26 protein-coding genes, 1 tRNA gene and 1 pseudogene are annotated in these 25,680 nt (G+C 67.1%); 18 read left to right on the forward strand and 10 right to left on the reverse strand.

The window, feature by feature from the left end:
- Positions 1-37: 37 nt before the first annotated feature.
- From ACFXKA_RS04020 to ACFXKA_RS04030, 3 genes are all read right to left on the reverse strand, one after another.
- Positions 38-631, reverse strand: coding sequence for a permease (locus ACFXKA_RS04020; protein WP_379425948.1), 594 nt, complete (start codon positions 629-631; stop codon positions 38-40).
- 75 nt (positions 632-706) lie between these two features.
- The gene (locus ACFXKA_RS04025) at positions 707-1,162 is read right to left on the reverse strand and encodes a peroxiredoxin (RefSeq protein ID WP_379425949.1); all 456 of its coding nucleotides are present in this window, start codon (positions 1,160-1,162) and stop codon (positions 707-709) included.
- Between the two features lie 176 nt (positions 1,163-1,338).
- Positions 1,339-1,545 (reverse strand): hypothetical protein, encoded by a 207-nt coding sequence (locus tag ACFXKA_RS04030; RefSeq protein WP_379425950.1) that lies wholly within the window; start codon positions 1,543-1,545, stop codon positions 1,339-1,341.
- Positions 1,546-1,872: 327 nt separating this feature from the next.
- Here ACFXKA_RS04030 and ACFXKA_RS04035 point away from each other — a divergent pair, with 327 nt between their 5' ends.
- From ACFXKA_RS04035 to ACFXKA_RS04085, 11 genes are all read left to right on the forward strand, one after another.
- The gene (locus ACFXKA_RS04035; protein ID WP_379425951.1) at positions 1,873-3,408 is read left to right on the forward strand and encodes an anthranilate synthase component I; all 1,536 of its coding nucleotides are present in this window, start codon (positions 1,873-1,875) and stop codon (positions 3,406-3,408) included.
- The gene (locus tag ACFXKA_RS04040; protein ID WP_379425952.1) at positions 3,405-4,385 is read left to right on the forward strand and encodes a TIGR02234 family membrane protein; all 981 of its coding nucleotides are present in this window, start codon (positions 3,405-3,407) and stop codon (positions 4,383-4,385) included. Before ACFXKA_RS04035 ends, ACFXKA_RS04040 begins: the two co-directional genes overlap by 4 nt.
- Positions 4,386-4,534: 149 nt before the next feature.
- Positions 4,535-5,353, forward strand: a complete 819-nt coding sequence (gene trpC / locus ACFXKA_RS04045; RefSeq protein ID WP_354846048.1) for an indole-3-glycerol phosphate synthase TrpC — start codon at positions 4,535-4,537, stop codon at positions 5,351-5,353.
- 8 nt (positions 5,354-5,361) lie between these two features.
- Positions 5,362-6,672: a tryptophan synthase subunit beta gene (gene trpB, locus ACFXKA_RS04050; protein WP_354846051.1), complete on the forward strand. Its 1,311-nt coding sequence runs from the start codon at positions 5,362-5,364 to the stop codon at positions 6,670-6,672.
- Entirely contained in the window at positions 6,669-7,469 is an 801-nt protein-coding gene (trpA, locus tag ACFXKA_RS04055) for a tryptophan synthase subunit alpha (RefSeq protein ID WP_354846053.1), read from the forward strand. The genes trpB and trpA overlap by 4 nt, the downstream gene beginning before the upstream one ends.
- A 194-nt stretch (positions 7,470-7,663) precedes the next feature.
- Positions 7,664-8,842 carry a prolipoprotein diacylglyceryl transferase gene (gene lgt / locus ACFXKA_RS04060; protein WP_379425954.1) on the forward strand — a complete coding sequence of 393 codons (1,179 nt, stop codon included), beginning with the start codon at positions 7,664-7,666 and terminating at the stop codon, positions 8,840-8,842.
- Positions 8,843-8,862: 20 nt separating this feature from the next.
- A complete protein-coding gene (locus ACFXKA_RS04065; protein ID WP_354846058.1) occupies positions 8,863-9,321 on the forward strand; it encodes an NINE protein in 459 nt (152 codons plus the stop codon).
- 189 nt (positions 9,322-9,510) lie between these two features.
- Positions 9,511-10,266 (forward strand): transporter substrate-binding domain-containing protein, encoded by a 756-nt coding sequence (locus ACFXKA_RS04070; protein WP_354846061.1) that lies wholly within the window; start codon positions 9,511-9,513, stop codon positions 10,264-10,266.
- A 21-nt stretch (positions 10,267-10,287) separates the two neighbouring features.
- Entirely contained in the window at positions 10,288-10,956 is a 669-nt protein-coding gene (locus ACFXKA_RS04075) for an amino acid ABC transporter permease (protein ID WP_379425956.1), read from the forward strand.
- Between the two features lie 90 nt (positions 10,957-11,046).
- On the forward strand, positions 11,047-12,471 hold the full coding sequence (gene pyk / locus ACFXKA_RS04080; RefSeq protein WP_354846067.1) for a pyruvate kinase: 1,425 nt from the start codon (positions 11,047-11,049) through the stop codon (positions 12,469-12,471).
- 61 nt (positions 12,472-12,532) lie between these two features.
- On the forward strand, positions 12,533-13,396 hold the full coding sequence (locus ACFXKA_RS04085) for an acyl-CoA thioesterase (protein ID WP_379402199.1): 864 nt from the start codon (positions 12,533-12,535) through the stop codon (positions 13,394-13,396).
- 195 nt (positions 13,397-13,591) lie between these two features.
- Here ACFXKA_RS04085 and ACFXKA_RS04090 read toward each other — a convergent pair whose 3' ends face one another.
- The 6 genes from ACFXKA_RS04090 to ACFXKA_RS04115 form a co-directional block, all read right to left on the reverse strand.
- A complete protein-coding gene (locus tag ACFXKA_RS04090) occupies positions 13,592-13,954 on the reverse strand; it encodes a hypothetical protein (protein ID WP_379425958.1) in 363 nt (120 codons plus the stop codon).
- Between the two features lie 193 nt (positions 13,955-14,147).
- Positions 14,148-14,837, reverse strand: a complete 690-nt coding sequence (locus ACFXKA_RS04095) for a low molecular weight phosphatase family protein (RefSeq protein WP_354846072.1) — start codon at positions 14,835-14,837, stop codon at positions 14,148-14,150.
- A gap of 60 nt (positions 14,838-14,897) precedes the next feature.
- The gene (locus tag ACFXKA_RS04100; RefSeq protein ID WP_379425959.1) at positions 14,898-15,575 is read right to left on the reverse strand and encodes a phenylacetaldoxime dehydratase family protein; all 678 of its coding nucleotides are present in this window, start codon (positions 15,573-15,575) and stop codon (positions 14,898-14,900) included.
- A gap of 147 nt (positions 15,576-15,722) precedes the next feature.
- Positions 15,723-16,052, reverse strand: coding sequence for a hypothetical protein (locus ACFXKA_RS04105; protein ID WP_379425961.1), 330 nt, complete (start codon positions 16,050-16,052; stop codon positions 15,723-15,725).
- A gap of 278 nt (positions 16,053-16,330) precedes the next feature.
- Positions 16,331-17,341: a glycosyltransferase gene (locus ACFXKA_RS04110; protein ID WP_379425962.1), complete on the reverse strand. Its 1,011-nt coding sequence runs from the start codon at positions 17,339-17,341 to the stop codon at positions 16,331-16,333.
- A gap of 544 nt (positions 17,342-17,885) precedes the next feature.
- Positions 17,886-18,422: an SRPBCC family protein gene (locus tag ACFXKA_RS04115; protein ID WP_379425964.1), complete on the reverse strand. Its 537-nt coding sequence runs from the start codon at positions 18,420-18,422 to the stop codon at positions 17,886-17,888.
- 58 nt (positions 18,423-18,480) lie between these two features.
- On the opposite strand from ACFXKA_RS04115, the gene ACFXKA_RS04120 reads away from it, so the two are divergent.
- Positions 18,481-18,891, forward strand: a complete 411-nt coding sequence (locus tag ACFXKA_RS04120) for a helix-turn-helix domain-containing protein (protein WP_354846084.1) — start codon at positions 18,481-18,483, stop codon at positions 18,889-18,891.
- A 225-nt stretch (positions 18,892-19,116) separates the two neighbouring features.
- Here the strand turns inward: ACFXKA_RS04120 and ACFXKA_RS04125 are convergent.
- Positions 19,117-19,203, reverse strand: a tRNA-Leu gene (locus ACFXKA_RS04125).
- A gap of 222 nt (positions 19,204-19,425) precedes the next feature.
- Between ACFXKA_RS04125 and ACFXKA_RS04130 the strand changes: the two genes are divergently transcribed.
- The 6 genes and pseudogenes from ACFXKA_RS04130 (at position 19,426) to ACFXKA_RS04155 (ending at position 25,654) form a co-directional block, all read left to right on the forward strand.
- Positions 19,426-20,049, forward strand: coding sequence for an ANTAR domain-containing response regulator (locus tag ACFXKA_RS04130; RefSeq protein ID WP_213560578.1), 624 nt, complete (start codon positions 19,426-19,428; stop codon positions 20,047-20,049).
- A 246-nt stretch (positions 20,050-20,295) separates the two neighbouring features.
- Complete coding sequence (locus ACFXKA_RS04135; RefSeq protein WP_379426357.1) at positions 20,296-21,507, forward strand: branched-chain amino acid ABC transporter substrate-binding protein; 1,212 nt, start codon at positions 20,296-20,298, stop codon at positions 21,505-21,507.
- Between the two features lie 75 nt (positions 21,508-21,582).
- Complete coding sequence (locus tag ACFXKA_RS04140) at positions 21,583-22,623, forward strand: branched-chain amino acid ABC transporter permease (protein WP_354846087.1); 1,041 nt, start codon at positions 21,583-21,585, stop codon at positions 22,621-22,623.
- A complete protein-coding gene (locus ACFXKA_RS04145; protein WP_354846090.1) occupies positions 22,620-23,849 on the forward strand; it encodes a branched-chain amino acid ABC transporter permease in 1,230 nt (409 codons plus the stop codon). Before ACFXKA_RS04140 ends, ACFXKA_RS04145 begins: the two co-directional genes overlap by 4 nt.
- Positions 23,846-24,787, forward strand: a pseudogene (locus tag ACFXKA_RS04150) (ABC transporter ATP-binding protein); the annotation flags it as partial. The gene ACFXKA_RS04145 and the pseudogene ACFXKA_RS04150, both read left to right, overlap by 4 nt.
- Positions 24,788-24,958: 171 nt before the next feature.
- Complete coding sequence (locus tag ACFXKA_RS04155) at positions 24,959-25,654, forward strand: ABC transporter ATP-binding protein (protein ID WP_354846229.1); 696 nt, start codon at positions 24,959-24,961, stop codon at positions 25,652-25,654.
- The last annotated feature ends 26 nt before the right edge of the window (positions 25,655-25,680 follow it).

A 25,680-nucleotide genomic window follows, 5' to 3' on the forward strand; every position in this document is an offset into this window, starting at 1 on the left:
AATGACGTGACATCGATCACGCGTGTCGCGAGTGGATTCAGTTCGCGCCGAGTTCGGGCGGCGGTGTCGGAGTTTCCGGTTCTACCCGAGGCTTTTCCGGTTCGACGTGCCGACGTTCGGCACGGTACCGGCGGAATCGCCTGCGCCCCAAGAGAAATGCCACCAGCAGAAACAGCAACGCGGCCACGATCGCACCCGCCAGCGCGGCGCCGCGGAATCCCGGCCCGTCGACATCGAGAATGCGCTCACCGGCGTGTGCGGCATTCGAGTTGCCCCACACGATGGTCAGCGTCATCAAATTCGGGATGGCGATGACGATCGCGAGAACCGCCGCGCCGCCCGCGATAAACATGCCGCCCCGTTTACGCCAGCTGAGTCCTGCGGCCAGGAACAGGAAAAGTGGCACAGCCGTACATACCACGCCCATTATCAGGCCGTACCAGATGCCCTTGGCGAAACTCCCGCTCACCCATTCGCCGATGCGCTGCGCCCACCACCGTGGAATGAATGCGGCCAGCATCAGATACACCAGCCACAAAACGACCGCGGCCACCACTCCGCCAATGATGCGATTGCGCCACGTGACGAAGGTTGAAGGCTTTCGCTCCTGGTCGGTGCTGGGCGTAGTCATGAGCTCAGCGTATGTCCGAATTGTCGGCGCGCCCAGGAGCGACGCGGTCGGGCTCAGCGCCGGCGCGGGAACTGCTCAGCGCTCGCGCAGGAACTTCAATGCCTCGTCGGCGTGCACGTTCGCGCGCATCTCGCTGTTGATGACCTTGGCGACGGTCCGGTCCGGATCGATGACGAAGGTCGTCCGCTTCACCGGCACCAGCGCGCCCAGCAGGCCGCGCTTCACGCCGAACTCGGCGGCCACCTTGGCTCCGCGATCGGACAGCACCGGATAGCCCAGTCCCTGCTTCTCCGCGAACCCGGACTGCACCTCGACGGAATCCGCGCTGATCCCCACGCAGGTCGCCCCGGCGGCCTTGAATTCGGTTGCCAGATCCCGGAAGTGGCACGCCTCGGCCGTGCACACCGGCGTGTTCGCCGCGGGATAGAAGAACAACACCACCGGTCCGTCCGCGAGCAGCGACTCGAGCGACCGCACGGTCCCCGACTGGTCCGGTAGTTCGAAATTGGGTGCGAGCTGACCAACCTTCATACCCGCACCCTACCCCCAATCCATCGTGCACGAGCTATCCGAGCCCCGGATGAAATCCTTTGCTGGGCTTCGGGCTTGGCGCCTCGCGAATCGGGCCTCCACCGGTCCTCTGTTTGGGGGTCCGGGGAACAGCCCCGGAGCCCCAACCACCCCCGACACCGGGTGCCGGTCCTCCTTCACACGCCGAGGAGGGCGGCGACCTCCGGGTTCTTGATATCCATGACGTCCAGGATCCCGTGGGCGCGCAGGAACGGCTCGAGCTCCCTGATGCGGTCGCTGTGCTCGGCGTACTCGTCCGGGAAGCTGCGCGGATCGAGCGCTTCCAGGGCCTTCACATACGTGACGAACGAGGCGATGGCGGAGTACGTCCCGCTGTGGTTCATTTGCATCATCCGCGGCGGCTGGCCGGACAGCCCGCCCGGGGCCGGCTGCGGAGCGGTGTGGCGTGGACCCTCCGGTGCCATCGGTTGCCAGGGGTACATCTGTGTTGAACTCCTCTCGAAAATGGGGATAACCGCGTGCGACCTCTCCATTTGCTGCCGGAGCAGTGACTATCCACCGTGTGTGGAGACCGCCGCGCGGGTAGTGATGACCGCTTCAGGTATTCGCCGCAGCGGCTTGCTCGGCTGGGCGGGGAGCGCGATTTAGATCGCGCCGGGCGGGCCTGGAATGATGGGTGAATGCACGGCGCGCATGGTTTGCCTCTGAACGTGGCTATCGATACCACCACCTCCCGGGAGCAGTTCCGGGCGCTCGCGGCCGACCACCGGGTGGTCCCGGTGGTCCGAAAGGTGTTGGCGGACTCCGAGACTCCGCTCTCGACCTACCGCAAACTGGCCGCGGACCGGCCCGGCACCTTCCTGCTGGAATCGGCGGAGACCGGCCGCTCCTGGTCGCGATGGTCGTTCATCGGCGCGGGCAGTCCCAGCGCGCTGACCGTGATCGACGGCGCGGCGGCCTGGCTCGGCCAGACTCCCGCCGACGCGCCGGTGGGCGGCGATCCGCTCGCCGCGCTGCGCGAATCGCTGCAGGTGCTGCGCACCGAGCGGCTGCCCGGTCTGCCGCCGTTGACCGGCGGCCTGGTCGGCTACCTCGGCTACGACACCGTGCGCCGCCTCGAACGCCTGCCCAGCTTCGCCACCGATGACCTGCAGGTCCCCGAGATGGTCCTGATGCTGGCCACCGACCTGGCCGCCTTCGATCACCACGAGGGCGCGATCACCCTCATTGCCAATGCCGTCAACTGGAACGGCACCGACGAGCACGTGGACGCGGCCTACGACGACGCGATGGCCCGCCTGGACCGCATGACCGAGGCCCTGGCCGCCCCCGCCGACTCCACCGTCTCGGTGTTCGACCGCCCCGAGCCCAACTATCGCCGCCAGCGCACCTCCGAGGAATTCGGCGCGGGCGTGCGCCGGCTGGTCAAGGAGATCGAGGCCGGCGAGGCGTTCCAGGTGGTGCTCTCGCAGCGCTTCGAGATGGACTACAACGGCACCCCGCTGGACCTCTACCGCATGCTGCGGGCCTCGAACCCGAGCCCGTACATGTACCTCATGCACATCCCGGACGGCTCGGGCGGCACCGCGTTCTCCATCGTCGGCTCCAGCCCCGAATCGCTGGTGACGGTGAAGGACGGCGTGGCCACCACGCACCCGATCGCGGGCACCCGCTGGCGCGGCGTCACCGAGGAGGACGACCTCCTGCTCGAGAAGGGCCTGCTCGCCGACGAGAAGGAGAACGCCGAGCACCTCATGCTCGTCGATCTGGGGCGCAACGATCTCGGCCGGGTCTGCGAGCCTGGTACCGTGCGCGTCACCGAGTACCGCCACGTCGAGCGCTACTCGCACGTCATGCACCTGGTCTCCACGGTCTCCGGCCGCCTGCGCGCCGGCAAGATCGCCCTCGACGCGGTCCAGGCATGCTTCCCCGCGGGCACCCTCTCCGGCGCGCCCAAGGTCCGCGCCATGGAGTTGATCGAGGAGCTCGAGCCCACCCGCCGCGGTGTCTACGCGGGCGTGGTCGGCTACCTGGACTTCGCCGGTGACGCCGACACCGCGATCGCCATCCGCACCGCCCTGCTCAAGGGCGGCACCGCCTATGTCCAGGCCGGCGCCGGCATCGTCGCCGACTCCGACGCGGACTACGAGGACGTCGAATCCCGCAACAAGGCCATGGCCGTGCTCAAGGCCATCGCCGCCGCCGAGACCGTGCGCGCCTACCGCCCGAACGGTGCGGATCAATGAGCGATCAGGACCCGGACAGGGGTCCGGAACGGAAAGCGACACCCGAAGGCAGCGCAACACCGGAAGACAGCGCGGAGCGGGAAAACGGAGCGGCGCAAGCCGATTCGAAGCCCGGCGGGACGGACACCGGGAGAACCGGTGCCGCCGGCGCCGATCCACACGCCGAGACCGATGCCGCGCGCACTGCCGAACGCGCGCGGGCGGCGGACCTGGCCGAGGCCGAGGCGAATGCCGCTGCGGCGGAAGCCGACACGAACGCCGCGGGGGCGCGCAAGCGGTCGCGGCCGATCGCCGCGGTGGCGCTGCTGGCGGTCGCGGCGGCGCTGCTCTGGGGGTCGTCCCGCATGACGTGGGCCCGGCTCGAGATCACCAGTGACTACGGCCTGCCGCGCCATCGAGATCTCAACGGCGGTGTCTGGTTCGGGGCCCTGACGCCACTGGCGCTGGTCTTCCTGGCCACCATCGCGGCGGTGTTCGCCACCCACGGCTGGTGGCGGCGCGGCGTCGGCGTGGTGGTCGCGGTCCTGGCCGCGGTGTCCGCGGTGCCCGCGTACGCCCTGCTCATGCACAAGGGGACCGCCGATCGCGCCACCCGACTGGCCGAACTGCACGGGGGTGACCACGCGGGCGCGGTGACGACCTCGACGTTGCCGGCCGTGGTGTGCCTGGCCGGTGCGGTGGCCGCGTTCGTGGCCGGTCTGCTCCTGGTCCGGCAGTCGTCCGGGACCTCCCGGATGTCCGGCAAGTACGACAGTCCGGCGGCGCGGAAGCTGTCGGCGGCCGAGCAGGTTGCCGCACATCAGGCCCGGGTTCAGGACCACGAATCCGGGACCCCGGCCGCCGCCGACAAGCAGTTGTCGGGTCGGGTGCTGTGGGATGCCCTCGACGAGGGCGTCGACCCGACCGACGATGAAACCAATCACCCTGCCGCGCACGATGATCCGGGTAACGGGGCAGCGCGTGACAACCGCCCCTGAGCTGGGTGGGGAATCGGCAGCGCCGCCGGTACCCGCCCCGCTGTCAAGCACGGGAACATAGCCATTTACTCTTTATCAGCATCGGTGAGACAGCGCCTGGGGGGATTCTCAGGCAGCAAGTCCGTCTCCCCAGAAAGGATTCGAGCCAGATGACGGTACTCGACTCGATTCTCGACGGGGTCCGCGCGGATGTGGCCGCTCGGGAAGCCCTTCTGGATTTCCAGGCGGTGAAGGCAGCCGCCGCGCAGGCCAAATCCCCGCGTGACGCCAAGGCCGCCCTGCACGCGGAGGGGATCGGAGTGATCGCCGAGGTGAAGCGGGCCAGCCCCTCCAAGGGTGCGATCGCGGACATCCCGAACCCCGCCGACCTGGCCCGGGCCTACGAGGACGGCGGCGCGCGCATCATCAGCGTGCTGACCGAGCAGCGGCGCTTCGGCGGTTCGCTCGCGGATCTCGACGCGGTCCGCGTGGCGGTGGACATTCCGATCCTGCGCAAGGACTTCATCGTCGGCCCGTACCAGATCCACGAGGCCCGTGCCCACGGCGCGGACGTGATCCTGCTGATCGTGGCCGCCCTGGAACAGGACGTGCTGTCCTCGCTCATCGACCGCACCGAATCGCTCGGCATGACCGCGCTGGTCGAGGTGCACACCGAGGAGGAGGCCGACCGCGCCCTCGAGGCCGGCGCCAGCGTGATCGGCGTGAACGCCCGCAACCTCAAGACCCTCGAGGTGGACCGGGATGTGTTCGCGCGCATCGCCCCCGGCCTGCCCAGCGAAGTGATCCGGGTGGCCGAGTCCGGCATTCGCGGCACCGCCGACCTGCTGGCCTACGCCGGGGCGGGCGCGGACGCCGTGCTCGTCGGCGAGGGCCTGGTGACCAGCGGCGACCCGCGCGCGGCGGTGGCCGAGCTGGTGACCGCCGGAACCCACCCGTCGTGCCCGAAGCCGGTTCGCCGGGGACGGTGACAGAGCCGATGACGCAAACTCACGGAGTTTCTTCCGAAATGGCCTCCGGCAAGAACGTTCTCGGCCTCCCGCAGGCCAGTGACGGCATCACGCACAAGAGCCACGAACCCGATCTGGGCGGGCACTTCGGCGTGTACGGCGGGCGGCACGTGCCCGAGGCGCTGATGGCCGTGATCGAAGAGGTCACCGCCGAATACGACAAGGCCCGGGTCGATCCCAACTTCCTCGACGAGCTGGATCGCCTGCAGCGTGACTACACCGGGCGCCCGTCGCCGGTGTTCGAGTGCCGGAACCTGGCGCAGCACGCCGGCGGCGCGCGCATCCTGCTGAAGCGGGAAGACCTGAACCACACCGGTTCTCACAAAATCAACAATGTGCTGGGCCAGGTGCTGCTGGCCAAGCGCATGAACAAGACCCGCGTCATCGCCGAGACCGGCGCGGGCCAGCACGGCGTCGCCACCGCCACCGCGTGCGCGCTGCTCGGTATCGAGTGCGTCATCTACATGGGCGCGGTCGACACCGTGCGCCAGCAGCTGAACGTGGCCCGCATGCGGCTGCTCGGCGCCGAAGTCATCAGTGTGACAACGGGTTCGCAGACCCTCAAGGACGCCATCAACGAGGCGCTGCGCGACTGGGTCACCAATGCCGAGCAGACCTACTACTGCTTCGGTACCGCCGCGGGCCCGCACCCGTTCCCGCTCATGGTGCGCGACTTCCAGCGCATCATCGGCCTGGAGGCGCGCCAGCAGGTGCAGGCCCTGACCGGCCGCCTGCCCGACGCCGTAACCGCCTGTGTCGGTGGCGGTTCCAATGCCATCGGCATCTTCCACGCCTTCATCGACGATCCGGGCGTGCGCCTGATCGGCTACGAGGCCGCGGGTGACGGTGTCGAAACCGGCCGTCACGCAGCGACTTTCACCGGTGGCACCCCCGGTGCGTTCCAGGGCGCGTACTCCTACCTGCTCCAGGACGACGACGGCCAGACCATCGAATCCCATTCGATTTCGGCCGGTCTGGACTACCCGGGCGTCGGCCCGGAGCACGCCTACCTCAAGGACATCGGCCGGGCGGAGTACTACCCGATCACCGATACCGAGGCCATGGACGCGCTGCTGCTGCTGAGCCGCGCCGAGGGCATCATTCCGGCCATCGAGTCGGCGCACGCGGTCGCGGGCGCGGTGAAACTCGGCAAGGAACTCGGCGAGGGCGCGATCATCGTGGTGAACCTGTCCGGTCGCGGCGACAAGGACATGGACACCGCCGCCGAGTGGTTCGGGCTGTTCGACAAGGCCGAAGAGAACGCAGGGGAGAAGCAGTGAGCCAGCAGTCCCGCCTCGCGAACACCTTCGCAGCCGCCCGCGAGGAGAACCGCGCCGCGCTCATCGGCTACCTGCCCGCCGGCTACCCGGACCTCCAGGGTTCCATCGACGTGTGCAAGGCCATGGTCGAATCCGGTTGCGACATCATCGAAGTCGGCGTCGCCTACTCCGATCCGGTGATGGACGGCCCGACCATCCAGCATGCCGCCGAGCAGGCGCTGGCCGGCGGCGTCCGGGTGCGCGACGTGTTCAAGGTCGTGGAGGCGATCTCCCAGGCGGGCGGCAAGGCCGTCGTCATGACCTACTGGAACCCGGTGCTCAAGTACGGCGTCGACAGCTTCTCCCGCGATCTGGCGGCGGCGGGCGGCCTCGGCCTGATCACGCCCAACCTGATTCCGGAGGAGGCCGACGACTGGTTCGTGGCGTCCTCGACCCACAACCTGGATCGCATCTTCCTGGTCGCACCGTCGTCCACCGAGGAGCGCCTGGTCAAGACCCTCGAGGCCAGCAAGGGTTTCGTGTACGCGGCCTCGACCATGGGTGTGACCGGTGCGCGCGACGCGGTGTCCTCCATGGCCCCGGCCCTGTGCGCGCGGGTGCGCACCCACTCCGATATTCCGATCGGCGTCGGCCTGGGTGTGCGCAGTGGCGCGCAAGCGGCCGAAATCGCCTCCTATGCCGACGGCGTCATCGTGGGCTCGGCCCTGGTGACCGCGGCGGCGCAGGGTCTGGACGCGGTCCGGACGCTGACGGCGGAGCTGGCGCAGGGCGTCCGCTCGGCGGCGGTTTCCTCGTAACCAAGGCAATACCCAAGGGTGCGTACCGAATTCGGTACGCACCCTTGGGCATTGTCCGACGGTGCGGGGATGCGCGCCGCTTCGTATATCCGTTGCGTTACCGGGTGCCGGTGGCCACCCATGGCGGCGAATCCCACGGCGCGCGCTGACCTGAGACAGCACGCCGCAGGTCTGTTGGGCTACGGTGGGGACTCGTGACCATACGAGCCCTTGCCGAGAGCACCGGCGCCGATGTCCTGGCCTACATTCCCAGCCCGCCGCGCGGGGTCTGGAACATTGGGCCGTTCCCGCTACGGGCGTACGCCGTCTGCATCATCCTCGGCATCATCGCGGCCATCTGGCTGGGTGAGAAGCGGTGGGTGGCGCGCGGCGGCCAGACCGGCATGGTGCTCGACGTGGCCATGTTCGCGGTGCCGTTCGGCCTGATCGGCGGACGGCTCTACCACGTGGCCACCGACTGGCAGAAGTACTTCGGCGCCGGCGGCCACCCGATCAACGCGCTCAAAATCTGGGAGGGCGGCCTCGGCATCTGGGGCGCGGTGCTGCTCGGCGGCATCGGCGCCTGGATCGGCTGCCGGGTGTACCGGATTCCGTTGCCCGCCTTCGGCGACGCCATCGCTCCGGGCATCCTGCTGGCCCAGGCCATCGGCCGGCTCGGCAACTACTTCAACCAGGAGCTCTACGGCCGCGAGACCAAGGTGCCGTGGGGCCTGGAGATCTTCCTGCGCTACGACCACAGCGGCCAGCTGGACATGATGAACGGCACCGCCGCGGGCCCGGCGGAGAAGATCGTGCAGCCGACCTTCCTCTACGAGCTGATCTGGAACCTGCTCGGCGTGGCCGTGCTGCTCTACGTGGATCGCAAGTTCCGCATCGGCCACGGCCGCCTGTTCGCGCTCTACGTGGCGGTCTACTGCTTCGGCCGCTTCTTCGTGGAGCTGCTGCGCGACGACGAGGCCACCCATATCCTCGGCCTTCGCATCAACACCTTCACCTCGGCGATCGTATTCGTCTGCGCTGTGGCCTATTTCCTGTTCGCCACCAAGGGCCGTGAGACCGCCGACCAGCTGCGCGCCGGCGTGGAACGGCCCTGGCCGTGGCAGATCGGTGCGCTGCGGGCGTTCGGTGCGGCGGGTGCGGCGGCCGGAACCGGCTCCGCGGCAGGGGATTCGAAGGCGGCCGTCACCGAGATCGACGAGCCGACGGCCGAAAAATCCGCAGGGGAGACCGGAACGGAATCCCCGGCCACCGGCAACGAATCCGAGGCCGCGCGCGATATCTCTTCCGAAACCGGCGATTCCGAGCCGGAGGCGACGGAGTCCACCGCGGTCGACCGGGCGAAGACGGTCGAGTCCGGCAAGAATGGCTCCTGACCGCGATCAGGAGGACGTGAGTGACCGATCCATTCGACAAGCCGCCGATGCAGGACGGGCCGCAGTACGGCGTTCCCGGCACCGGCCCGCAATATGGGCAGCCCTACGGTCAGCAGCCGTACCCGGGCCAGCAGCCGTACCCGGGCCAGCAGCCCTACGGCCAGCCGGGTCAGCCGTACGACCAACCGATGCCGTATCCGATTCCGGGCCCGGCCGGGCCCTACGGCGGTGACCCGGAAGCCCCGTTCGGCCGCGACCAATTCGGAGTTCCATTCTCGGACAAGAGCAAGCTCACCGCGGGCCTGCTGCAGATCTTCATCGGGCACTTCGGTGTCGGCCGGTTCTACCTGGGCTATACCACGATCGGTGTGCTGCAGCTGATCACCTGCGGCGGCTGCGGGGTGTGGTCGCTGATCGACGGCATTCTCATGCTCACCGGCAAGGTCCCCGACCTGCAGGGACGTCCGCTGCGGGACTGACGGCGATGCTTCCGCCTCCAACGGCCGCTCCCCGACCGGGTGGCGGCCGTTCGCGCTTATCATCGGGCGCCAGTTCGCGCAAGTGTTTGGCGCATCATGATGGTTGCCGTGCCGCCCGGTCGGTCCGCGGCGTACCCTTTGTCGGTTGTTTGTCGCGTGGTCAGCCACGCCCGAGGAGAGGTCCCCGTCGTGCGCCGTAAGCTCGCCGCCGTCATGCTCGCCGTTGTCGCCACCGCAGGGCTCGTCGCATGCGGCTCGAGCAAGGACGACGCGAACACGCTCAAAGTCGGCACCGAGGGCAACTACTCCCCGTTCACCTACCAGGACAACGGCGCCCTCACCGGCTACGACGTCGACGTCATCAAGGCCGTCGGCGACAAGATCGGCAAGAAGGTGGAATTCACCACCGCCCCCTGGGACTCGCTGTTCGCCGCACTGGAATCCAAGCGCGTGGACCTCATCGCCAACCAGGTCACCATCAAACCCGAACGCGAGCAGAAGTATTCGCTCTCCCAGCCCTACACCGTCTCCGAGGGCGTCATCGTCACCAAGACCGGCAATGACGGCGTCCACGCCCTGGCCGATCTGAACGGCAAGACCTGCGCCCAGTCCGAGACCTCCAACTGGGCCGACACCGCCAAGGGCGCCGGCTGCAAGGTCGAGGCCATCCCAGGCTTCGTGGAGGCGGTGCAGCTGCTCAAGACCGGCCGCGCCGACGCCACCGTCAACGACACCCTGGCGGTGAACGCCTACACCAAGCAGCAGGGCACCGGCACCATCCAGGTCGTCGGCAAGACCGGTGAGGTCTCCAAGCAGGCCTTCGCCGCCCGCAAGGACTCGCAGGCGCTGACCGATCAGGTCAACAAGGCGCTCGACGAACTGCGCGCCGACGGAACGCTCGCCAAGATCTCCGACAAGTACTTCGGCACCGACGTCAGCAAGTAAGCGGCACAGGGCAATTCGACGATGGACGACGCCACCTGGGCGCTGGTGCGGCACAACCTCTGGCCCATGCTGGAGGCCACGGTCACCAAGACGCTGCCGCTGACCGCCATCAGCTTCGTGATCGGCCTGGCGATAGCGCTGTTCGTGGCGCTGGCCCGGATGTCGAGCGTGTGGCCGCTGCACGCGGCCGCGCGCTTCTACATCTCGATCATTCGCGGCACGCCGCTGCTGGTGCAGCTGTTCATCATCTTCTTCGGCCTGCCCGCCTTCAACATCGTGCTGGAGCCGTTTCCGGCGGCCATCATCGCCTTCAGCCTGAATGTCGGCGGCTATGCGGCGGAAATCATTCGGGCCGCGATCCTTTCGGTGGCCCACGGCCAGTGGGAGGCGTCCTACTCGGTCGGCATGAACTATGCGCAGGCGCTGCGGCTGGTCATCCTGCCGCAGGCCTCCCGCATCGCGGTGCCCCCGCTGTCCAACACCCTCATCTCCCTGGTGAAGGACACGTCGCTCGCTTCCACCATCCTGGTGACCGAGTTGCTGCGCACCGCGCAAATGGCCGCCGCGCCCACCTTCGACTTCTTCGCGCTCTATGGCGTCGCGGCAATCTACTACTGGGTAATATGCCTGGTCCTCGGCTTCGGTCAGACTCGACTGGAAACCCGTCTGGCCCGGCACGTTGCGCGTTGATCGTGAGATAGCTGAACGGGTGCTTACGAGATCTGTATATGTGTGTGCCGGGGTCGGCATGAGGGTTGTCACAGGTCTAGGGTTGAACGCGTGATGCGACGAACGAAGATTGTGTGCACCCTCGGACCAGCAGTGTCATCCGAGGACCGGATTCGTGAGCTCGTCGAAAGTGGCATGGACGTTGCGCGCCTGAACTTCAGCCACGGCGAGCACTCCGATCATGCCGAGAACTACAAGAAGGTGCGCGCGGCCAGCGATACCGCCGGCCGCGCTGTCGGTATCCTCGCCGACCTGCAGGGCCCGAAGATCCGGCTGGGCCGGTTCGAGGGCGACGGCAAGACCGTCTGGAACACCGGCGAGGAAGTCCGTATCACCGTCGACGACATCGTAGGAACTCACGACCGGGTTTCCACCACCTACAAACACCTCGCCAAGGACGCCAAGCCCGGCGACCGGCTGCTCGTGGACGACGGCAAGGTCGGGCTGACCGTGCTGCGTGTCGAGGACAACGACGTCATCTGCCGGGTCACCGAGGGCGGCCCCGTCTCCAACAACAAGGGCGTCTCGCTGCCCGGCATGGACGTGTCCGTGCCCGCGCTGTCCGAAAAGGACATCGACGACCTGGAATTCGCCCTGAACCTGGGCGTGGACTTCATCGCGCTGTCCTTCGTGCGCTCGCCCTCCGATGTGGAGCTGGTGCACGACATCATGGATCGCGTGGGCCGCCGGGTGCCGGTCATCGGCAAGCTCGAAAAGCCCGAAGCCATCGACAATCTGGAAGCCATCGTGCTGGCCTTCGACGCCATCATGGTCGCCCGCGGCGACCTCGGCGTGGAGCTGCCGCTCGAGCAGGTGCCGCTGGTGCAGAAGCGCGCGGTGCAGATGGCGCGCGAGAACGCCAAGCCGGTCATCGTGGCCACCCAGATGCTGGAGTCCATGATCACCAACTCCCGCCCGACCCGCGCCGAGGCCTCCGACGTGGCCAACGCCGTGCTCGACGGCGCGGACGCGGTCATGCTCTCCGGTGAGACCTCGGTCGGCGACTACCCGATCGAGGCCGTGCGCACCATGGCCCGCATCGTGCACGCCGTGGAAGCCGAGTCCTCGACCCGGGTACCGCCGCTGACCCACGTGCCGCGGACCAAGCGCGGTGTCATCTCCTACGCCGCCCGCGACATCGGCGAGCGGTTGAATGCCAAAGCGCTGGTTGCCTTCACGCAGTCCGGTGACACGGTGCGCCGCCTGGCCCGCCTGCACACCCCGCTGCCGCTGCTGGCCTTCACCCCGCAGGCCGCGATTCGCAGTCAGCTCGCCTTGACGTGGGGCGTGGAAACGTTCATCGTTCCTCCGGTGGGCACGACCGACGAGATGATCCACCAGGTGGACAACGCGTTGCTCTCGATCGGGCGGTACAAGAAGGGTGACCTCGTGGTCATCGTGGCCGGCTCGCCGCCGGGTACTGTCGGGTCCACCAACCTGATCCACGTGCATCGCATCGGCGAGGAGGACCACTAATTTGAGTGCGTCGCTGGACGAGACGTCTTCGGACGTCGTCGCGGACCCCGACGGGACCGGTCTGTCCGACGATCTGCGGGAGCTGCTGCGCCTGCTCGATCTGGAGGAGAACGGCCCCGATATCTTCCTCGGACACCATCCCGAGAAGGTGTGGAGCCGCACGTTCGGCGGCCAGCTGGTCTCGCAGGCGATCATCGCCGCGGGACGGACGGTGGGTCCGGAGCGTCCGATCCACGCGGTCAACGCGCACTTCGTTCGTGGCGGTGACCCGAAGCAGCCGATCGAATACCACGTCGATCGGCATCGGGACGGCCGCTCCATCGCCAACCGCACGGTGACGGCGTACCAGGACGGGCAGGAGCTGTTCGTCATGCTCGCCGCCTTCCAGGACTGGGGCAAGGGGCTCGAGCACGGCGCGCCCCTGCCCGACGTCCCGGGGCCGGACGACCTTCCGCGCGTGGAGGAGTCGTTCGCGGGTCTGGAGGACAAGCTCCAGATGTTCGTCGACGCACCGCATCCCATCGAGATGCGCTACACCAACGACCCGGCCTGGATCCTCAAGGGCAAGGGCGAGAGCCTCGGCCACAACCGGGTCTGGATGCGCACCGACGGGCAGCTGCCCGACGACCCGCTGATTCACGTTGCGGCGCTGGCATATTCGTCCGACACCACGGTGCTGGACTCCATCATCACCACGCACGGGCTGTCCTGGGGCTGGGATCGCATCATCGCGGCCACGGTGAACCACTCCATCTGGTTCCACCGGCCCTTCCGCTTCGACGACTGGTCGCTCTACGCGACCGAGTCCCCGGTGGCGGCGGGTTCCCGCGGCCTGGCCCGCGGCCACTTCTACGCCCGGAACGGCGACCTGCTCGCGACGACCGTCCAGGAAGGCGTGATCCGCCACTTCCCGGCGCGCCGCTGACCCGCGATCGCCCGGAGACGACGCGTGCATGATCGGGCCGTGCCCTACGGGGTGCGGCCCGACGCGCGTTCCAGGTAATGGGCCCGGCGCGTTCCGGGTGTCGGGAACGGCGAATCTCGGGGGGTCCGAGGGGCAGAGCCCCCGAAATCTCGAGGGGGTTCGGGGGCGAAGCCCCTGAGAGTCCCGAGAGTTGGCCTAGATCAACTCGCGGTTCTCTTCGAGTTCGAAGTTCTCGCGCTGCAGGGCGTGCACGATGTACGGGATCGGTTCGTCGGCGGACAGTTCCAGCACGAGGCGCTGCTCGAGCTTGGCGATGCCCGCCTTGGTTAGTTGACGGGCCTCGCCCACCAGGCTGAGCGCGATCTCATAGGTGCGGCGGGTGCCCGGCTCCACGTCGGGATTGTCCAGCCGCCACTGGGTTTCGAGCACAGTGTGGGTGGGTTCGTCGCACTCCACCGGGAGGGTGAAGCGCCACGCGAAGATATCTCGATCGGCGACGTATTCATCGACCACCCGGCACACCGTCTCGGTGACGCGGTGCAGGGTCTGAGGTGTCACGTAAACATGGAGCGAAACATCCGAAATTCGCTTCGGCATGTCCTTGGTCCTGTTCTTGTGTCGAACCACCGGCAGTGGCGTTCGGCGGAACGGATAGGTGTTCCGCGCGAGAGTGTAATCCTTTACCGGACCAAGCAGGCAGCAAGGTGCATTGACACGCGGCCTTCAGGGCCCGGACTGCCGGATTTGCCTGCTATCCGGCGGATTCCGCCGCGTGCCGGGTCGGTTCGACTGCCGGCCCGGAGTATTCGGCCGGCCGCGGGTGTGCGGCTCGCCTGCCCTGCTCGCCCCGGCCGCCGTCTATCACCAGCAGCGGCGGCTGCCCGTCCGCCGCGCTGCGCGGGCGCAGTGTGGCCTGCGGATGCTGATGGGCGTGCAGGGCGAGCAGCAACGGCACCAGCGCCTCGGCGATACGGTCGCCGACATCGCAAAACTGTTGCGGCGACAGGCCGACCGGGTCGGAGATGTTCTCCCGGCCGACGTACGCGAGATCGTTGCGCGCGGCGTGCAGTCCGACCACGGTGCGCGCGCCGCTGACCTTGGCGATCCGGTACGCCTCGAGCAGCGTGAAGGTACGGGGGAGCGCCTCGGGAACGAGTTCGCGCACCTGGTCGCGAATCTTCTCGGTCATGGCCAGCACCAGGTCGGCGCGGTGCACCATCTCCGCCTTGAGGCGGCGGGCCTTGAAATTGTCGGCATTGCCGCCGAGGCCCACAATCGTCTGTGCGGCAAGGGGTTCCACGGGGAATCCGACCAGTGCGCGTACGCCGGCACTCTCGGCGGACAGCTCCTGTAGTCCGTGGTCAGCGGCCACCGCCAGGGTGAGGCGCTCGGCAATGACGGATCGGCAAACATTTCCGCTGCACACGAACAACACATGCATGCGGATAACTTATGCCTGCCGTTGTCGCTTCGAAACTGTTCCGTGACCGAATCACACGTTTCAACCGCGATGTTCATCGCGCGGTCGAATGTCGCTCACCTGAGGTTGGTTCTCGTTTACCGGAGTGTCCGCTCGGCAACAGGTCAACGCCCCTGGAATGTGAGCATGCCCGTTCGCGTCCGGCAAATCAATAGCCGAACAGTTATTGGTGTCCGCTGTGTCGTACAACGCGGATTCCGTTATCACGGGCGCGATTTCGGGCACGGCCCGATCTCCGGCCTGGACCCTCTCGCCGACCCGGCCGCGTGTCGAGAACAACCGCCCCCGCGCCGGGACGGTTCGTGCGAACCGGGCCAGCCCGGTGGCCGTGGACATATCGTCGTACACGGAATCGATTCCGCCCCTGGCGAAATAGGCTTCGTGCCAGAATCCGGTGCCGCCGGAATCCCGCAGGAATTGCTGCCACCACTGCCGGTGCGGGTCCGATCGCGTCCACCGTTCCAGGCTCTCCAGATCCCGCCAGTACTGGCGCGCACCCCAGTGCGGCGGCCACAGCGACCACACCACATCCTCGTGTGACAGGAGCCCGTCCGGCCTGTCGTGATGTGACCGGTACAGCTTGGGGCCGACGCCCAGCAGCCGCAGGATTCCACGCGGCTTGCGCACCCGCATTCCGAGCAGGATCACGACCAGATCCGGATATTCGGACAGGTCCGCGGTCATTCTCTTCACCCGCATTCGTGACCTCCGCACGTTTCGCTGATCTGTGCGGGACTACGGCGCCGCTGTGCTCACGGTTCGAGGACGCTGTTTCCTCGTCCTGCGCGAAGTCTAGTCTGCCGTGCGGTGCGCGGCCGGAACGTGGATGCGGCCCGGCGTGCCCCGCTAGGTGCTCAGCCGCAGCACGGCCGAATTGCCCTGGACGGCAACGATCTTCACGGTCAGGCCGTTCAGGAAGATGGTGCCGCCGACCCCGGTCGACCCGGAGACCGGTAATCCGAACACCGTCGTCGACGCGGTGACCGAGCCCGGGCTGATCTGCCCGATCCGGACACTGCTGATCCGGGAGAATCCGGGAACCGGAATCGTGGTCGGCCCGTCGACCCGGACCTCGCAATTGCCGTTGGAGCAGGCGCCGAGATCGGTCCCGTTCGAGGCCGCCGGCAGTCCGTCCGACGGCTGGTTCGATGCTTTCGAAGACGTAGCTCTGGCCACGGTCGTCTCTCCCGCCGTCGATCCTGTCCCGGCCGGTACCGCCGACCCGCCCGTTTCCGTCCCGCACCCAGCGCACAACGCCACAACAGCCACCGCCAGGCCGACCCCGGCCGGCCCCACTTTCGCCACCGTGGATATCGGGATTCGCATGCAACCTCCACCATGCTCTCGGACCTACGGACACCGATGATGCGCGACGGGGCGGCCCGCCGTAGTGAAATCCGACTGTTCGCCCCGATTTATCCCCCGTACTGCCCATCGGAGCCGGGCCTGGCCCCCTATCGGCCCGCGATGTAGTCGCGCAGCCGCTCGACGACCTCATCCGGCCCGGGCATCCGAGCGATCTCCGCCGCGACCGCCTCGGCCGCCTCGCGATGAGAATTGCCCCGTCGCGGCAGCAACCGCGCCGCCCGATCGGCGATCGTGTCCGCGTCGACCTCGCCCGCCCCGAGCTGAATCGCCGCACCCACCGCCTGCAGCGCATCCGCATTGGCGAACTGGTCGGCCCCCTGCGGCAGGACCAGTTGCGGCACTCCGAAATTCAACGCACCGAGCGTGGTACCGCTGCCCCCGTGATGCACGACGAGATCGACATGGGGGAGCAGGCGGGACTGCGGCACCCAGCCGTGAACGCTGACATTGCCCGGCAGCGCACCGAGCTCGTCCGGATCCAGCCGCCCCGCGGCGACGATGACCTGGGCGTCGAGCCGAGAGAGCCCGGACAAGGCCTGCGTGAGCAGTCCCGGTGTGCCGAACACGGTGCCCAGCGTCAGGTAGATCAGTGGCCGAGACGACGATATGCCCGGCAACGCGCCGAGTTCCCCCGTCTCCGGGTAAGGAACCGGCCGCAACTCGATCCGTTCCTCTTTCAGAAATTCCTTGTCCTGCAGCGAGACCGGGCAAATATCGATATGCGGCACCCCCTCCACCCCGGCGATCCGGGTCGGCATCTCCAGCCCGATCCCCTCCGGAAACATCCGCCCGAACCCATGCCACACGCCCGGAATCCCCGCCCGCCGCGCCGCGATCGCCGCCCCCGGCACTCCCCACTCATGAATCACCAGATCCGGCCGCAACCGCTCCAGATCCCCCGCAATATCCTCCGCATACATCTCGGAAAAACAATCCCCCGGCCGAAATGCCCCCAGCCCATGCCGCCCGATCACCCCGTGCATCCCCGCCCCCACCGCGAAATGTACCTCGCACCCCGCTTCCCGAGCCGCCACCGCCAGCGGCACCAGCGGATACGCATGCCCCACGGTCGCGAGGCTGGCAAACACAAGGCGCATCCCGCCACCCTAGCCCGTCAACCCAAGGTTGACCATCCGCGAACCTCCTGCCGGACACCACTTCTCGCAAACGCCCGCAGAATGCGATCGTGCGTCATCGCGGGAAAGCGTGTTCCGTAGCGATGTCGGACGGCCTGTACCGCAGTCGATTTCGGTGGCCTTTACTTCGCCCTGGACCGCCGCGAGGCCGGTGCCGACGCCACGGGTGATCTCATGTAGGGACTGGCCTTCGGCGGTTACGCGAACTTCGTTGAATTTCCGGCGACTACTACAGGTGTCACCAATTGCATCGAATGCGAACTCGCGATGGTCCGCCTCACTCGCTGAGCGACACGGCGAATTCGTTGCCATTCAGCCGGATTCGGCGGCACATTCGCTGCTGGGGGTGTAGTCCGTCGTCTGCGTGGCCGAACGGGCGCCCGAGTGGTCCGAAGAATCGACCGCAACCCGCGACGGTGGAATGCGCAACCTCGCCAGTCCGGGCCCCTTCGGAGGGTCGCGTATTCGCGGGGGACCTTCGGCAACAGCCGCCCGCGGTGGTGGATTATGCGGAGGCCGCGGGGATGCTGCTGTGTTCTTTGTCCAGGAGGGCGGTGAGGTGATGGTGCAGACCCTGGACGCTTTCGGCGCTGGCTTCGGCGACGAGGGCGCGCTGGGCGGGGGTGAACGGGGACTCGGGGTGGTAGAGCGTGCGGCGGGTGAACGTGGTGGTGCCGTCGCCGTCCTCGGTGAGCGAGTACTGCAGGCCCGCACCGACGTTGTCGTCGACGATCAGGGAGGACTTGGCGTACTCCTGGTCGACCACGCGCCAGTAGAGATGTTGTTCGCTGCCGTCCTCGAGGCGGCCGTGTTCGTAGATCACATCGTCGACGCGGTAGGGGCGTTCGGTGACGCCGCCGACCTCGTGGCTGGCGACATGCCATTCGGGCCAGAAGCGGGCCTGTGTGACCAGATCGAAGACGGCGTGGGCGGGGGCATGGAAGGTGACGGTGTTGCTGTCGCCCACGGTCCAGTCGTTGTACTCGGTGCCCATGTCGTAGACCTCCTCGGCAGAAATAGCGCTCTCAAAATGAGAGTACATGCGATTTGCGGGTACACGCAAAGTGTAGGCTGCATGCGCAGAAAGGAGCGTGGGAGTGATGGGTGACGAACGGCGTCCGGGACGTCGAGTGTCGGTCGGTGAGGTGCTCGCGCGTGCGGGCACCGTGCGGGAGGCCTTCGACACCATTGCCAACACCTGGTCGCTACTCATTCTGGTCGCGCTGCGCGACGGCACGCTCCGCTACAACGAACTCAAGCGCACCGTGGGCGGCGTCAGTGAGCGCAGGTTGTCGCAGACCTTGAAGGTCCTCGAGCGTGACGGCGTGGTGGATCGGAAGCTGGTGCGTTCCATTCCTTCTCACGTTGAATACAGCCTGACCCCGACAGGCGAGGCGGTCGTCGACTCGCTCGGCGACCTGTTGTCCACGATTATCGAATTCTCGCCACAGGTCGCAGCCGCACGGCAGCGTTACGACGAGAAGCATGCCGACGCCGCCCCGGAGGGTTGAATCCGGTTGACTCTCAATGTTTCCCATCGGTACCGGCTATCGGCGACGGTAGGCGGCCCGATGCCGGGCACTTCTTCCACAGGACGACCGGGTGGAGATGAATCGGGCGGAAGATATTGCGCCGCACAATCTTCGAATCATCGAAATCTTGCCGCGAACGGACACTCCGCCGCATGTCGGATCGGGGGAGTGCCGGAAGATGATCCCTGGAGTCGGGATCGACCGTGGTGCCGAGTGTGGGACTCGAACCCACACGTCCTTTCGGACAACGGTTTTTGAGACCGTCGCGTCTGCCAGTTCCGCCAACCCGGCGCACCGGGAAGAAATGATAGCGGGTGGAGGGGAGAAGAGACTAATCGAGGGGGTCGGGGGACTGCCGGGTTGTGATACTGGTCGGTTTGCGCTGGGTACGTGGGTTGTGGGGGCGGGTGAACGGTACTCTTTGGGGTGACTCGATGCGTGCTGGTCCTGCGAGGGTGGCGCAAGGCGAGGTGGCATCGGGTATCGGTATTCGGAAGCGACAGGGGTTCATCTATGGGAACGACAGCAGGGGGCGGTTCGAAGAAGGACGCTGCAGCGTCCGCCCCCAAGCGGGTGGTGGTTGCCGAGGACGAGGCGCTCATCCGGATGGACCTGGTGGAGATGCTCTCGGAGGAGGGCTATCACGTGGTGGGTGAGGCGGGAGACGGTCAGCAGGCCGTGGATCTCGCCGAGGAGCTGCGGCCGGATCTGGTGATCATGGACGTGAAGATGCCGCGTCGGGACGGCATCGACGCGGCGGCCGAGATCGCCTCGAAACGCGTTGCGCCGGTGGTCATCCTGACCGCCTTCAGCCAGCGCGACCTGGTGGAGCGGGCGCGCGACGCGGGCGCGATGGCGTACCTGGTGAAGCCGTTCACCAAGTCGGATCTGGTGCCGGCCATCGAATTGGCCGCATCGCGATTCCACGAGATCGCGGCGCTGGAGAGCGAGGTCGCGAATCTGACCGACCGGCTCGAGACCCGCAAGCTGGTCGAACGTGCCAAGGGTGTGCTGATGCAGACCCAGGGGCTGTCCGAGCCGCAGGCGTTCAAGTGGATTCAGCGCACGGCCATGGATCGTCGCACCACCATGAAGGCGGTCGCGGAAGTGGTGCTGGAGAACCTCGCGCCGAAGTAAGCCGCATTTGCCGCGTCGTCGCCCTGCTGTTGCCGCTAATGCACTGGAGAAATTAACAGTGCGGTAACAGCGGGGCCTTCTGCTTTTGTTGCGATGTCACATGGATGATTCGAATGTGATGCGGAGCTAACGTAGCGGGGCTATGTTCTGGACGGGCCGATCGATGGGGCGGCCCTCCTCGGTCACCCCGGGGGAGCACAGAACATGAGGTGAATCGTGCTTGGTTCATTGACGCGCACGTCGTCCCTGCGACGCAGTCGCACGGCGCGAGCGGTGGTCATCGGAGCGGCGGCCGTACTCGCTCTGGCGTCGGCGGGATGCAGCAGCAAATCAACGGATAATTCGGGCGGCGGCTCGAATCTGACCATTCAGCCTCTCGTGCAGGTGGATGGCCAGGGCAAGGAAGTTCCGGCGAAGGACACCAGCGCGGCCGCGGATCCGGCCGGCGACGGCAAGGGGAAATGCGCACCCCAGACGATCGCGATGGCGGGCCCGCTGACCGGTGACAACGCCAACCTCGGCCTGAACATCATCCGCGGCGTGAAACTGGCGCTGGACCAGCACAACAAGGCCAACCCGGGCTGCCAGGTGACGGTCAAGGAATTCGACACCGAGGGCGACCCGCAGAAGGCCACCCAGGTCATCCCGACCATCGTCAGCGATCCGTCGATCGTGGCCCTGATCGGCCCGACCTTCTCCGGCGAGACCAAGGCGACCGGCGCGATCCTCAACCAGGCCAATCTGCTGTCGCTGACGCCGTCGGCCACCAACGTCACCCTCACCACCAACGGCTGGAACAACTTCTTCCGCGGTCTGGGCAACGATGGCATCCAGGGTCCGGCCGTGGCCGGATACCTCAAGGGCACGGGCAAATTCAAGAAGATCTGCGTCATCGCCGACGACTCCGACTACGGCACCGGCCTGGCCAAGACCGTCACCGAGGGCCTGGGCTCGATCGCCGACCCGAGCTGCGCGGCCAACGTGAAGCAGAAGGACAAGGACTTCTCCGCGACGGTGTCCAAGATGGCCTCGGCCAAGCCGGACGGCATCTTCTACGCCGGCTACTACGCCGAGGCGTCCCCGCTGGTCAGCCAGCTGCGCAATGGCGGCGTGACCGCGACCTTCATCTCCGATGACGGCACCAAGGACGTCGAATTCGTCAAGCAGGCGGGCAATGCCTCCAAGGACGCGCTGCTGTCGTGCCCGTGTGGTCCGGCGACCGACAAGTTCACCACCGCCTACAAGGCGTTCAACAACTATGACCCGGGCACCTATTCGACCGAGGGCTACGACCTGACCACCATCGTGCTCAAGGGCATCGAGGCCGGTAAGGTCACCCGCCCCGATCTGGTCGATTACGTGCGCAACTACGACGGCCAGGGCCTGGCACGCGAATACAAGTGGAGCGCCACCGGTGAATTGGCGAACGCTTTGATCTGGATGTACCAGGTCAAGTAGCACTCACTATTCGGAACAGCGTGTGCCGAATAGTTTTCGGCGCACGCTGTTCTCCTCGGACGGCGAAAGTAACGAATGTCTGCACCCGCTCTGGCCGATGTGACCCTCCTCGCGAGCAGTTCCATCGAATTCAATGTCTCCGGCGTAGTCGACCAATTCTGGCGGCTGACCGTCGAAGGTTTGACCTACGGTTCGATCTACGCCCTGGTCGCGGTCGGATACACACTGGTCTACGGTGTGTTGCGCCTGATCAATTTCGCCCATTCGGAAGTTTTCATGCTGGGCATGTTCGGCCAGCTGGTCGGGCTGATGGTCTTCGGATTCGCCGCCAGTGGCGATGTGTATTCCCAGGGCGTCGTCTCGACCGTCATCTATCTCGGCGCCGCCATGGTCTTCGGCATGCTGGTCTCCGGCGCGGCCGCGGTGGGCCTGGAGCGGGTCGCGTACCGCCCGCTGCGCAAACGCGGCGCGAAACCGCTGATCTTCCTGATCACCGCGATCGGAATGTCCTTCGTACTCCAGGAATTCGTGCACTACGTGCTGCCGAAGCTGACCGGCAACAAACTCGGCGGCACCAATGCGCAGCAGCCGATCGTGCTGGTGAAGCCCACCGAGCAGTTCCAGATCTTCGGCGCCTCGGTCACCAATATCTCGCTGGTGATCGTGCTGGCGGCGATCGCGCTGGCGCTCACCACCGAATTGCTCATCAATAAGACGAAATTCGGCCGCAGCATTCGCGCGGTGGCGCAGGACCCCGATACCGCCACGCTCATGGGCGTCTCCCGGGAGCGGGTCATCATGCTGACCTTCCTCATCGGCGGCGTGCTCGCGGGTGCGGCCGCGCTGCTGTACACGCTCAAGATCCCCAACGGCATCATCTACAACGGCGGATTCATTCTGGGCATCAAGGCGTTCAGCGCCGCGGTCCTGGGCGGTATCGGCAACCTGCGTGGCGCGCTGCTGGGCGGCCTGCTGCTGGGCCTGGCCGAGGATTACGGGCAGATCCTGTTCGGCACCCAGTGGCGTGACGTGGTGGCCTTCGTGGTGCTGGTCGGCGTGCTGATGATTCGCCCGACCGGCATTCTGGGCGAGAGCCTGGGGAGGGCGCGGGCATGACGACGACGAAACCGGCCCCCGTGCCACAGCATTCGCCCGCCGGACGGGGCGTCGGCGACGCCATCCGCAACTGGTGGGGCGGGCTGTCCCGTCCCGCCCAGTGGGCGTTCGGCGTACCGGCGGTCATCGTGCTGGCCGTGCTGCCGCTGTTCAAGCTGCCGCTGCTGGACACCCCCGGCACCAGTTTCGGCGGGGTGATGGCGCAGTTCGCCATGTACGCCCTCATCGCCATCGGCCTGAATGTGGTTGTGGGACAGGCGGGTCTGCTCGACCTGGGATATGTCGGCTTCTACGCGGTCGGCGCGTATTCGGTGGGCCTGCTCACCAGCCCGAACAGCCCGTGGAATCAGACCAACGGCGGCTTCCTCGACCCCAAGTGGGCATGGCTGGCGTGTGTGCCGATCGCGATCCTGCTGACGGCCATCTCCGGGCTCATCCTGGGTACGCCCACCCTGCGCCTGCGTGGCGACTACCTCGCCATCGTGACCCTCGGCTTCGGTGAAATCGTGCGGCTGCTGGCCGACAATCTGCCCGAGATCACCAATGGCAGCCTCGGGCTGTCGCGGATCCAGTATCCGAAGCTCGGGGAGTCGGACGCTCACCCCGGCGGCTATTTCTCCTCCGGCAACCTGGGCGACACCAGCAGCTGGAATCCCTTGGACCGGGCCAACTCCGGCACCTGGTGGTACTGGCTCGGCATCGTGCTGGTGGTCGGCGTGCTGATGCTGGTCGGCAATCTCGAGCGCAGCCGTGTCGGCCGCGCCTGGGTCGCCATCCGCGAGGACGAGGACGCCGCCGAGATCATGGGCGTGCCCACCTTCAAGTTCAAACTGTGGGCCTTCACCATCGGCGCGGCCATCGGCGGCCTGTCCGGCGCGCTGTACGCGGGCCAGGTGCAGTTCATCAACCCGGCCGGATTCAATGTCATCAACTCGATGCTGTTCCTGTGCGCGGTGGTGCTGGGCGGCCAGGGCAACAAGCTCGGCGTGATCGTCGGCGCGTTCCTGATCGTGTACCTGCCCAACCGGTTCATGTCGGTGAATGTGGGCGGGCAGTCGCTGGGCGACTACAAGTATCTGTTCTTCGGACTCACGCTGGTGGTGGTGATGATCTTCCGGCCGCAGGGTCTGTTCCCGGCTCGGCAGAAACTGCTCGCCTACGGGCGGCAGGTGTATCGGGCGGTGCGACGGCCGGTGGCCGCGCAGGCGACGGGAGCGGGGCAATGACGGGGCCGGGCGACGCGCTCTTCGACAACGAGGACATGGCGGCCGGGTACGCGGCGCCGGAGGGCGAGCCCAGCGCGGGCACGCTGGACGTGACCGAGGTGCTGCCGGTCTACAAGGACCACGAGGTGGTCGCGGAAGTCGTTGCGCCGCATCGGGAGATCGAGACCGCGATCGGCGCGCCGCTGCTGCGCACCGACGGGCTGACGGTGAAGTTCGGTGGTCTCACCGCGCTGGACGCCGTGAGCTTCGAGATCCGCCGCGGCGAGATCCTCGGGCTCATCGGACCCAATGGCGCAGGCAAGACGACCTGCTTCAACGCCATCTCCGGCGTGTACCGGCCGTCGGGCGGCACCGTCTACTTCGACGGCAAGCCGCTCACCAAGACCAAGCGCAACGAGATCACCCGCCTGGGTATCGCGCGCACCTTCCAGAACATCCGGCTCTTCGGCGAGATGACCGCGCTGGAGAACGTCGTGGTGGGCGCGGACGCCCGGCACCGGACCTCGGTCCCGGGCGCCATCTTCCGCACTGCCCGGCACCGGAGCGAGGAGCGCGACTCGCTCGAAAGAGGCATGGCGCTGCTGGAATTCGTCGGCATCGCCGCGCACGCGGTGGAGAAGGCGCGCAATCTGTCCTACGGCGATCAGCGCCGCCTGGAGATCGCTCGCGCGCTGGCGACGGAACCGAAACTGCTGTGCCTGGACGAGCCGGCCGCCGGCTTCAACCCGAGCGAGAAGTCGGCTCTGATGGATCTGATCCGCAAGATCCGCGACGACGGCTACACCGTGCTGCTCATCGAGCACGACATGCGGCTGGTCATGGGCGTGACCGACCGCATCGTGGTGCTCGAGTTCGGCCGCAAGATCGCCGACGGGCTGCCGGACCAGATCCGCCAGGACCCTGCGGTGATCAATGCATATCTGGGTGTGCCCGACGAGGCGGAGGCAGCGGACGGTGGCGCCGAGCAGGCCGCGGCCCCGCTGGCCGCCGGCGCGGAGGTGGACCCGGGCAAGCCCGGCGCACAACCGATTCCGGACGCGAGCAAGCCAATCCCGGTTCCGGACGTACCCGAAACCTCGTCCGATCAGCCCCTGCTGACGGTCGAGGACATGGTGGTCAATTACGGCAGAATCCAAGCCCTGCACGGTATCTCGCTGTCGGTCGGCCAGGGCGAGCTGGTGACCCTGCTGGGCGCCAATGGCGCGGGCAAGACCACCACCATGCGTGCCCTGTCCGGCCTGCTGCCGCTCACCCGCGGCCGCATCATGTTCCAGGGCCGCGACATCACCCGCATGAAGGCCCACGAGCGCGTCGTGGCGGGCCTGATCCAGGCCCCCGAGGGCCGCGGTGTCTTCCCCGGCATGACGGTCCAGGAAAACCTCGACATGGGTTGCCACGCACGACCGTTCAAGGCCAAGGCCGACTACACCCACACCCTGGACTGGGTCTACGAGCTGTTCCCGCGACTGCTCGAACGCCGGCGCCAGGTGGGCGGCACCCTCTCCGGCGGCGAGCAGCAGATGCTGGCCATCGGCCGCGCCCTCATGGCCCGCCCCCAGCTGCTGCTGCTGGACGAGCCGTCAATGGGCTTGGCCCCCATGGTGATCCAGCAGATCTTCCGCATCATCGCCGACATCAACGCCCAGGGCACCACGGTCCTGCTGGTCGAGCAGAACGCCCAGCAGGCGCTGACCCGCAGCGACCGCGCCTACATCCTGGAAACCGGCGAGGTCACCAAAACCGGCGGCGGCCGGGCCCTCCTGCACGACCCCGCCGTCAAATCCGCCTACCTCGGCGTCGGCTGACGCCCGGGCCCCGAAAAGCATTCGGG

The sequence above is a fragment of the Nocardia sp. NPDC059228 genome (genome assembly GCF_042754245.1).
GTDB lineage: Bacteria > Actinomycetota > Actinomycetes > Mycobacteriales > Mycobacteriaceae > Nocardia.

Coding starts and splice junctions, on each gene's coding strand:
- ACFXKA_RS04140 (WP_354846087.1), top strand. CDS start 21,583: ATGTCTGCACCCGCTCTGGCCGATGTGACCCTCCTCGCGAGCAGTTCC.
- trpC (WP_354846048.1), top strand. CDS start 4,535: ATGACGGTACTCGACTCGATTCTCGACGGGGTCCGCGCGGATGTGGCC.
- trpB (WP_354846051.1), top strand. CDS start 5,362: ATGACGCAAACTCACGGAGTTTCTTCCGAAATGGCCTCCGGCAAGAAC.
- ACFXKA_RS04025 (WP_379425949.1), bottom strand. CDS start 1,162: ATGAAGGTTGGTCAGCTCGCACCCAATTTCGAACTACCGGACCAGTCG.
- ACFXKA_RS04100 (WP_379425959.1), bottom strand. CDS start 15,575: ATGCGGGTGAAGAGAATGACCGCGGACCTGTCCGAATATCCGGATCTG.
- ACFXKA_RS04030 (WP_379425950.1), bottom strand. CDS start 1,545: ATGAACCACAGCGGGACGTACTCCGCCATCGCCTCGTTCGTCACGTAT.
- ACFXKA_RS04095 (WP_354846072.1), bottom strand. CDS start 14,837: ATGCATGTGTTGTTCGTGTGCAGCGGAAATGTTTGCCGATCCGTCATT.
- ACFXKA_RS04130 (WP_213560578.1), top strand. CDS start 19,426: ATGGGAACGACAGCAGGGGGCGGTTCGAAGAAGGACGCTGCAGCGTCC.
- ACFXKA_RS04120 (WP_354846084.1), top strand. CDS start 18,481: ATGGGTGACGAACGGCGTCCGGGACGTCGAGTGTCGGTCGGTGAGGTG.
- ACFXKA_RS04110 (WP_379425962.1), bottom strand. CDS start 17,341: ATGCGCCTTGTGTTTGCCAGCCTCGCGACCGTGGGGCATGCGTATCCG.
- ACFXKA_RS04145 (WP_354846090.1), top strand. CDS start 22,620: ATGACGACGACGAAACCGGCCCCCGTGCCACAGCATTCGCCCGCCGGA.
- ACFXKA_RS04115 (WP_379425964.1), bottom strand. CDS start 18,422: ATGTACTCTCATTTTGAGAGCGCTATTTCTGCCGAGGAGGTCTACGAC.
- ACFXKA_RS04155 (WP_354846229.1), top strand. CDS start 24,959: ATGGTGGTCAATTACGGCAGAATCCAAGCCCTGCACGGTATCTCGCTG.
- ACFXKA_RS04020 (WP_379425948.1), bottom strand. CDS start 631: ATGACTACGCCCAGCACCGACCAGGAGCGAAAGCCTTCAACCTTCGTC.
- ACFXKA_RS04040 (WP_379425952.1), top strand. CDS start 3,405: ATGAGCGATCAGGACCCGGACAGGGGTCCGGAACGGAAAGCGACACCC.
- ACFXKA_RS04075 (WP_379425956.1), top strand. CDS start 10,288: ATGGACGACGCCACCTGGGCGCTGGTGCGGCACAACCTCTGGCCCATG.